At 57.8% G+C, this 7,682-nt stretch carries 10 protein-coding genes; 4 read left to right on the plus strand and 6 right to left on the minus strand.

Annotated features, from left to right (window positions below):
* Positions 1-51: 51 nt before the first annotated feature.
* On the minus strand, positions 52-819 hold the full coding sequence (locus C8J39_RS00295; RefSeq protein ID WP_120298809.1) for an NADPH-dependent F420 reductase: 768 nt from the start codon (positions 817-819) through the stop codon (positions 52-54).
* Between the two features lie 86 nt (positions 820-905).
* Between C8J39_RS00295 and C8J39_RS00300 the strand changes: the two genes are divergently transcribed.
* Complete coding sequence (locus tag C8J39_RS00300; RefSeq protein WP_107956037.1) at positions 906-1,280, plus strand: helix-turn-helix domain-containing protein; 375 nt, start codon at positions 906-908, stop codon at positions 1,278-1,280.
* 345 nt (positions 1,281-1,625) lie between these two features.
* Here C8J39_RS00300 and C8J39_RS00305 read toward each other — a convergent pair whose 3' ends face one another.
* Positions 1,626-2,303, minus strand: a complete 678-nt coding sequence (locus C8J39_RS00305) for a PAS domain-containing protein (RefSeq protein ID WP_236701787.1) — start codon at positions 2,301-2,303, stop codon at positions 1,626-1,628.
* Between the two features lie 225 nt (positions 2,304-2,528).
* On the opposite strand from C8J39_RS00305, the gene C8J39_RS00310 reads away from it, so the two are divergent.
* Positions 2,529-3,653, plus strand: a complete 1,125-nt coding sequence (locus tag C8J39_RS00310) for a sensor histidine kinase (RefSeq protein WP_165895331.1) — start codon at positions 2,529-2,531, stop codon at positions 3,651-3,653.
* Entirely contained in the window at positions 3,646-4,176 is a 531-nt protein-coding gene (locus C8J39_RS00315) for a response regulator (RefSeq protein ID WP_082451487.1), read from the plus strand. Before C8J39_RS00310 ends, C8J39_RS00315 begins: the two co-directional genes overlap by 8 nt.
* A gap of 157 nt (positions 4,177-4,333) precedes the next feature.
* On the opposite strand, the gene C8J39_RS00320 is transcribed toward C8J39_RS00315, so the two are convergent.
* Both C8J39_RS00320 and C8J39_RS00325 read right to left on the minus strand, forming a co-directional pair.
* Positions 4,334-4,828, minus strand: coding sequence for a nucleoside deaminase (locus C8J39_RS00320; protein WP_120298813.1), 495 nt, complete (start codon positions 4,826-4,828; stop codon positions 4,334-4,336).
* 58 nt (positions 4,829-4,886) lie between these two features.
* Positions 4,887-6,383, minus strand: coding sequence for an aminotransferase class I/II-fold pyridoxal phosphate-dependent enzyme (locus C8J39_RS00325; protein WP_259457480.1), 1,497 nt, complete (start codon positions 6,381-6,383; stop codon positions 4,887-4,889).
* 166 nt (positions 6,384-6,549) lie between these two features.
* Here C8J39_RS00325 and C8J39_RS00330 point away from each other — a divergent pair, with 166 nt between their 5' ends.
* Positions 6,550-6,735, plus strand: coding sequence for a helix-hairpin-helix domain-containing protein (locus C8J39_RS00330; protein ID WP_243650265.1), 186 nt, complete (start codon positions 6,550-6,552; stop codon positions 6,733-6,735).
* A 22-nt stretch (positions 6,736-6,757) separates the two neighbouring features.
* Here C8J39_RS00330 and C8J39_RS00335 read toward each other — a convergent pair whose 3' ends face one another.
* Together C8J39_RS00335 and C8J39_RS00340 are read right to left on the minus strand one after the other, a co-directional pair.
* Positions 6,758-7,108, minus strand: coding sequence for a response regulator (locus C8J39_RS00335; protein WP_093401120.1), 351 nt, complete (start codon positions 7,106-7,108; stop codon positions 6,758-6,760).
* A gap of 91 nt (positions 7,109-7,199) precedes the next feature.
* Positions 7,200-7,682 (minus strand): sensor histidine kinase (locus C8J39_RS00340; protein WP_147420642.1); only part of this gene is annotated, 483 nt, incomplete at its 5' end.

The following is a 7,682-nucleotide window of genomic DNA, read 5'->3' on the forward strand; positions in this document are numbered from 1 at the left end:
TGATCCTCTGGTAGATAGATGGCTATCGGAATGGAGCGGTTCGGGCGGCGTTTACATATTGATGGCGCGGACGAGGCGAACGCCCCAGTCCTCGTCAGGGTTCGTAGTTCCGTCACCCAACCGCTCCTGCATCACCGCGACCGCCAGGTCCCGGCGCTTGGGGAGCCTGTCCTTCTCCGCAGCGTCGAGAGCCGCAGGAATTTCGGCGAGGGTCAGGTCGGTGCAATAGACTGGCGCGCCGGCCTGCTGACGCCACGAGGTCGCAAGCGAGCCGGCATCGAAGGCGTCCAGGCCGGTATCGCTGACCAGAGCCATCGTGACCTGCCGATCGCGCTCACGATCCGCTGCAACGGGAATGGCGATCCGGTCCGGTGAACCTGCCGGCTTGCCCTTCTTGGCAAGAGAGGCGGAGCCGATCGCATTCCATGCCTTTGCGATCGGGCGGCCAAGTTGCTCAGCCACCCACAGGCTTTCGACCTGTCCGTCTTCGATTGCCTGGATCTTGGAGTCCCGGAACGGGTAATAGTTGGAAGTGTCGATCACGACCGTCTCGTCAGGCAGGCGAGCCACCAACTGCGCAATTCCGGCGATACGGTTGAGAGGTATCGAGAGAATGACGACCTCAACGTCGGCCAGCGCGTCCTCCGTCGTCACGGCGCGGGCGCCGGCTGACAGGAGCTCGGGATCGATCGTCTCGGGCCCGCGCGAGTTGGCCACCTTTACCTTATGGCCCGCCTTGCTCAACCTGGTGACGAGTGTCTTGCCGATGTGCCCCGTCCCAAGAATGCCGATCTTCATGTGTCGTTCCTCTGCGATCATTGCTTCGCACCGGAAATTATGGTCAGGTACCAGAAGTGACAAGAACCTACCGAAAGGTGGGTTACCCACCAAAAGGTAAGTGACCTATGCAGCGTGACTGGCAATGCGAGGATCCACAGCAGCAGCTTGTCTGGGCTGCTGCCACGAGCGAGGCCCTCCGCGTCCTGGAGGGAAAGTGGAAGATGGTGATCATCTTTCAACTGTTTGCTGCACGGGCGCCTTTGCGCTTCTCCGAGCTAGAACGACGCGTCGAAGGCGTGAATCAGAAGATGCTGATTCAACAGCTGAAAGAACTGGAGAAGGACGGGATCGTCACCCGAACGATCTATCCTCAAGTTCCGCCCAAGGTCGAATACGCCCTAAGCGAGATAGGCTTGGCTCTCGGGCCGTCTATTGAAGCCCTTATCGATTGGACATTCATGCGGCGCGAGACTGAGACGTCGGCTAGATCCGAAGAGTGAGGGTAGCTGTCACTTTACACGTCAGCTTGTTCGATCGAAGCACCAAAAGCGGATGGCCGCTTTCCTCTCCCATCACGGAATTCGTAAGTGGATAGCCGCCCTTCGAAATCGGTCATTCGCAAAGATGAATCAGCGTCCGAAGTTGGGAAGCGAGGGGAGGGGCGTGAACGTCCGATAGTGGGTCAAAGTGGTTTAGTGAGGTTTTCATTCGAAAGCCAATGATAACTTAAGCCAGTCTAACCGAGTGCGCCCAATTTGGAATTGGGTGCGTAAAGTAATGCGTTTAGCTTTGCTCCGTACATGCAGAATAATAATATAATGATATCATATTTGAACGGTAAGACGTCAATCATAGCTATTAAGAAGCATCACCGCCGCATCAGGTGACCCATAGACCGTAGCAAGCATAGACTCTACCTTATTCAGACCTGAGTGTGTTAGTCGAATATCCATCGCAGTGTCTCGGTGTTCAAGCACTCCCCGCTGCTGAAGTACCTTGATCCACCGTTCGATAACAGATGTCGGGATCTTGGCATGGGCGGCAGCGTCGGCCAGTCCGATATTCCGGCCTTCTGCCTCTGCCAGATAGATGCCGATCAGCAGCGAACCTACGGGGTCAATGCTCAGATCAGCCCCAAATAGCGTGGATCGGGTGGCGTGGACCTGGCGCATACGCAGTGCTGCTTCCCAAAGCCTAGCTGGCGGCAAAGGGCGGCCATTTTCTTGCCAGAACAGCGTGCTTATCAAGCGGTCGGGGTTGGCGAAGCGGGTGACCAGTAGGTTCGCTGCTACTGAGCTACCATCCGGCCGAAGGTAGCGCTTTTGCAACCGTACGGGAGCTGCGCCGTCCTTTAGTACGGCTAGCATATCTGCGCTTCGATCTAGGTCGCGAGCGTCGGTTATTTCGCGGTACGAAACGCCGATAACTTCGTCGGCGCGACGGTGGAGCAGATCAAGAAAGCCTTGATCCGCGTGCAGAATTACTCCTTCGACCGACGAAACGCAATGACCTGCAGGCATCATCACCCAACCACGACACTTGTCTTGACCGACATATATCAGTTGAGTCGGCTTGCAAGGCACCTTGTAGCGCCCAAGGATGGCTAGCCGATCGGTGAACGCCTGTTCGGGGATTGGGGGAGGCGTTTGAAAAACACCTACGCAGAAAGCACGGCATTTTTATCGAAAAACGGGCTAACGTAGCTATCCGCCCTTGGCGCACTCCGATGCTTATACATGGAATGTAAGATGGATGACGTGGCAACAATCGCCGACTTACGCCGTCGTTTGGCGGAGTCAGAGGCAGCGCTTCACCAAAGCGAGGCTCGGTTCGCGGCTACGCTCGAAAGCGTGCCTGCGGGTGTAGCTACGTTGGACATGAACGGACGAATGGTAGCCTACAATTCCGAGTATCAGCGATTCTGTCCCACAGGCTTGATGCCCTCCCAGGACCCGGCTCGCGTAGCGCGGTGGCAAGCGTGGAGCGAGGATGAGCGACCGTTGCAACCGGACGAGTTTCCCGGTGCGCGCGCCCGCCGCGGAGAATGTGTTACGCCTGGTCAGGAAATGCTGTTCACCGATGACGACCAGCGGGCCATTTGGGTGCGAGTTGCGGCAGTTCCGGTACGCGACGAGTTGGGAAAGTTGACCGGACAAGCAAGCGTAATCAGTGACATAGACGCATTAAAGCGCAGCGCGGAATCGTTGCGGGAAAGCGAGCAACGCCAGGTCGTGATGGTTGCGGAGCTGCAACACAGGACGCGTAACCTTATCGCGGTTGTGAGCTCGATTGCTGCGCGGATGCTGGATGGTGCCTCGTCGCTTCAAGAGTTTGAGCGTGGCTTCAACGACCGCCTTTCAGCTCTATCCCGCGTCCAGCAGATGCTCTCGCATGCAACATCAGGCCAGCGAGTAAAGTTCGACGACCTTCTGCGCGCGGAGCTCCTTTCGCTTGGTGCCATTGGCCGGAAGGGTGGTGATGGTCATCTCATATTGGCAGGCCCACCTGATGTTCCGTTACGCTCGCGCGCCGTCCAAAGCCTGGCTCTAGCTATCCACGAGCTTGGGACCAATGCGGTGAAATATGGTGCGTTGGGGACCGGCGGAGGGTTGCTTACAATCACATGGCACGTGGAGGCGGAAAAGGATGGCGTTCTGTGGCTCCACGTCGATTGGCGCGAGAGTGGTCTTCGGATGTCACAACCCTTCACTGCACCGTCTACCGGCGGTTATGGTCGTCAACTGATCGAAAAAGCCCTGCCGTACCAACTTGGCGCCCAGACACATTATGCTTTCGTCGAAGACGGTGTGCACTGTACGATTGCGGTGCCGGTTGTATCTCGCCGGACAGTGGAGGAGGCGCAAGATGGCTGACATGCTCATGGAAAGTCAGCGGGTACTTGTGATTGAGGACGAGTATGTCGTTGCCGAAGCGATCGAGCGCATGCTGACACGGGCGGGAGCTATCGTGCTTGGGCCGGTACCGTCTGTCGATCAGGCAATGGCATTGCTTGATCGGGGAGGGCGTATCGACAGCGCTGTCCTCGACATCAACCTCGGCGAGCAGAAAGTATACCCAGTGGTCGACCGTCTACTCGCTCGGGGCGTGCACTGCGTCTTTGCAACAGGTAATGATATCGCCGATGTTCCATCAAACTACAAAGAGATTGCCCGGTTAGAGAAGCCTGTTGAGGCCTCGTCGATAATCGATGCTCTCAAGAAAATCGATACTACCGCAGATGGTGCAATTGCCAAGCTTACTAAGCATAACTCGTTTCTAAAATTACGTGAACAGCTGATCGTCGAGATCGATGTAGCAGATGGCATCCATGAACCGCTATTAGCGGCACGATTGTACGAGGCTGTTGATGCAATCGACCAGTTCTTAAGCGAATAATCAACGTTTGATGACGTAGGTGTAAGTTTGGAGTTTGGTGAGGTAGCAGATCCGCATGTTCAGAACTAGGTGGTCGCAAAACGACGCTGAAGGCTGCTAAGATCGAGATAGACCATATTTGGGCCTTTATTTGACCGTTTTGAATCATACTGCATGATTATAGGTTGGCCTGTTCTTCCTCGCTCAATTCGGCAGAGGGGCCATAATAAAGTTTTGCGCAAGCTTCGCGCAGGCAGCCGCCTCGGATCTCAATATCATTCCGATAGGCGTCCCCGATGAATCTGAGTGTATCAACGTGCTTGGCTTCGAAATACATCGGGTGCACATCGTTTCGGCCGGCACCGTACACGACGCGGCCAACTTTCGACCAGATCGATGCCATCGTGCACATGCCGCACGGCTGGAGTGTCGAGTATAACGTCGCCCCGCGCAGTTCCAGTTCTCTGGTTTGCTCACAAGCCCGACGGATCGCCATCATCTCGGCATGAGCGGTTGCGTCAGGCAATTCCTTGGTCTGGTTGCGTTCGGCGGCAATCACCTTCCCGTCTAGTACGATGACGCACCCAAGCGGGGAGGTTGAGGGATCGGACCCTTTGGAGCGCGCGACGTCTACCGCCAATTGCATCCAGTGTTCGTCGGTATCGGTCTGCATCGCGTATCCACCTAATTGCAGTTGCTGTTAGATTTGGCGTGTTGATCCGGTTGCTGCGTCAGCTCTGAACCACTCTGACGGTCGCTTCTGTGGGATCGACCGGATCCATCACGAAAGCCCCGGCATCACGGTTCGCGACAAGCCATGCGACGTGTGCAGCGGTGATGCGCTGGCCCGGCACCAGTCGGGGGACGCCGGGCGGCGGGGGCGCGATCATCTCGGCTGCGATCCTTCCCTCAGCCGCCTCGTAGGCCACCATCTCGGCTAGGCCGTAGAGTGCCGCAGGCCCGGGCATCGCCATGTCGACGGACAGGGTGCTGATCCCGGGCACAGGCGAAATTACCGGCAGGATGGAGGGATCGGAACCGAGCTGATTCACGAGATCCTGCAAGCCACCGACGAGCTTGCGGAGATCGGACCTGGTTGTGCCCAGCGACAGAACGGCTAGGATATGCCGGGCGTCGGATAACCCCATGCTGATCCGGTGATGCTTGTAGAGCCAGTCGTCGATCGCATACCCCGATACGCCAAGCGCCGAGACGTCGATCAGTACCTTCGTGACGTCCAAACTGGCATCTGGCGGCAAATGACCATGACCGAAAACGCGCAGGGGGGTGATACCGGCAATCTTACTACGGACCTTTTCCGCCAACGCAATGACGCCGTTCCACATCTGCTCCCCGTTCAACGCGTGATCCCGCCGGGTCGCGTCGAGCGTTGCTAGGATGGGCACCGACGGGCTGGTGGTCTCGAAAAGCTCATATGCCATCCAAAGGCGCTGGCGATCGATCAAGTCGCCTTTTGCGACGATAACTGACCCTTGTGCGAGCGCCCCCATCGTCTTGTGGGCGCTGTAGACAGCGACATCCGCCTCCTTGGCAAGCGGATCGTCTGGCAGGGCCTCACAGAATGCAAAGGCGCCGCCCCAGGCGGCATCGACGATGAGGGGAATACCGTGGTTGTGACAGATGCCTGCAAGCGACTCTATGTCACTCGTGACGCCGTAGTAGGTCGGGCTGACAACGATGAACGCCTTGGCGGTTGGATTGGCCGCCAAGGCGGCGTTCAGCGCCTGCGGCTCAACACCATGCTCAATGTCCCATTCCCCGTCGATCTGGACCGGCACGATGGCGGCATTGAGCCCCGTCGCGAGCGCGTAGGTACGCTCGGCCTTGTGGGCATTCGCAGCGACCAGAATAGTGTCACCTGGTCCGGCGACCGAGGCCATAACCGTGTGAAGACTCTGGGTGGATCCGCCGGTTACAAACCGGCAGAAGTCGGCATTCCAGGCCTCCGCCGCGATCTCGTGCGCACGTTGAAGGGCCAGCTTGCCTTCGGTACGGTCGTCGAGCCCCTTCGGCGTCAGCACGTCGGCTTGGAAAACGCGCTTGCCGAGCAGTGCCTTCATCCCGCCAGGAATGGCTGCACCCTGGTTGTGGCCCGGCGCTCCAAATCCGATGACCGGACTCTTCTCGATCGCCGCCAACGCATCGGCCAACGGCGCACTCTTCTGATCCATGCCGAACCCTCTCCTGATCGAGTGGGTGAAACGCATGGATACTGGAAAGCCCCTCCACGATGGTTGATCTTCTTTATCAAACAAGCAGTTATCCGCCGAAGGCGGACATGAATCAAACCTTCCTTCTAGCTGGCTAGGGCGCTCATCGATAGCAAAGCCCTTTCCAACATTCCGTCACCAAGGGTACGAAAGAGGAAGAGCTATGAGGAACGAGATGCCGATCAACGTCAACGCGGCGAGTGCGGCGGAGTTGGACGCCATCCCGGCGCTAGCGGGGCACGGGTTCGAGATCGTCCGCTATCGTAAGGAACGTGGCGGGTTCAGTGACCTGAGACAACTTGATGAAGTACCCGGTCTTACCGGTAAGGCCGATGGGGCGACTGCTTGACTGACCGTCGGCGATTGCTGACTCAGGCGGGCGCCAGACTTTGGAACGCCGCGATAAGAGCCTGTTCGTTGATCGGTTTGTCGAGAACGATCATCGATGGCCGACTTACATGGCATGCTTCGCGCGTGCCGGTCACGAAGATCACGGGCGTCGGCCCATGCTCCAAGATGATGGCTTCCACCGCGGCAGGGCCGGTACCGGCTGAGAGATTGACGTCGGACATGATGATGGAGGGAGGCCTCAATCTCGCAGCATCGATTGCCTCATCTTGCGAGGCAGCCTGATCAAAGGATGTGCCGCCAGCCCGCTCGATCAGCTGAATGATGTGATCGGCGATGAGGAAATCATCCTCGATGACGAGCACATGGCACATATGACAGATCCCGATAAGCTGAGCTCTTAACCAATGTGGTCACGCGATGGGCCCGCCACGGCGTTAATAAATGTCAGACATGGTCGAGAGCTTAGATCGGCGCTTCGATTGCGAAGCGAACACCTTCCGGCAGATATTGAATTTCCGCCTTGCCGCGGATGTGGCGTGACAGGACGCGCTCAATCATTCGCGTACCAAATCCAACACGTGTTGGCATAGCAACGATAGGTCCATCCTGCTCCGCCCAGGAGAAGGTAAGTCGACGTTCCGTCGCATTGCCGTTCAGGTCCCAGTTTATGCTCACCTGACCCTCCGGTACCGAGAGCGCACCATATTTGATCGCATTGGTCGCCAGCTCGTGCAGCGCCATCGACAACGCAAGTGTCACTTCCGGGGTCAGCCGTATCGTCGGGCCGACAGCGGAAAACCGTCGACCGTTGCTGTCCATGAACGGCGCGAGCACCCGCTCGACGATCTCACCGATTGCCGCGCCTTCGATCTCGTCCTTGAGCAGCAGTTCGTGCGCAGACGCTAGGCTGGCGATGCGGCCCGATACCGCATCCCGAGCCTCAGC

The organism is Sphingomonas sp. PP-CC-1A-547 (assembly GCF_003610375.1).
GTDB lineage: Bacteria > Pseudomonadota > Alphaproteobacteria > Sphingomonadales > Sphingomonadaceae > Sphingomonas.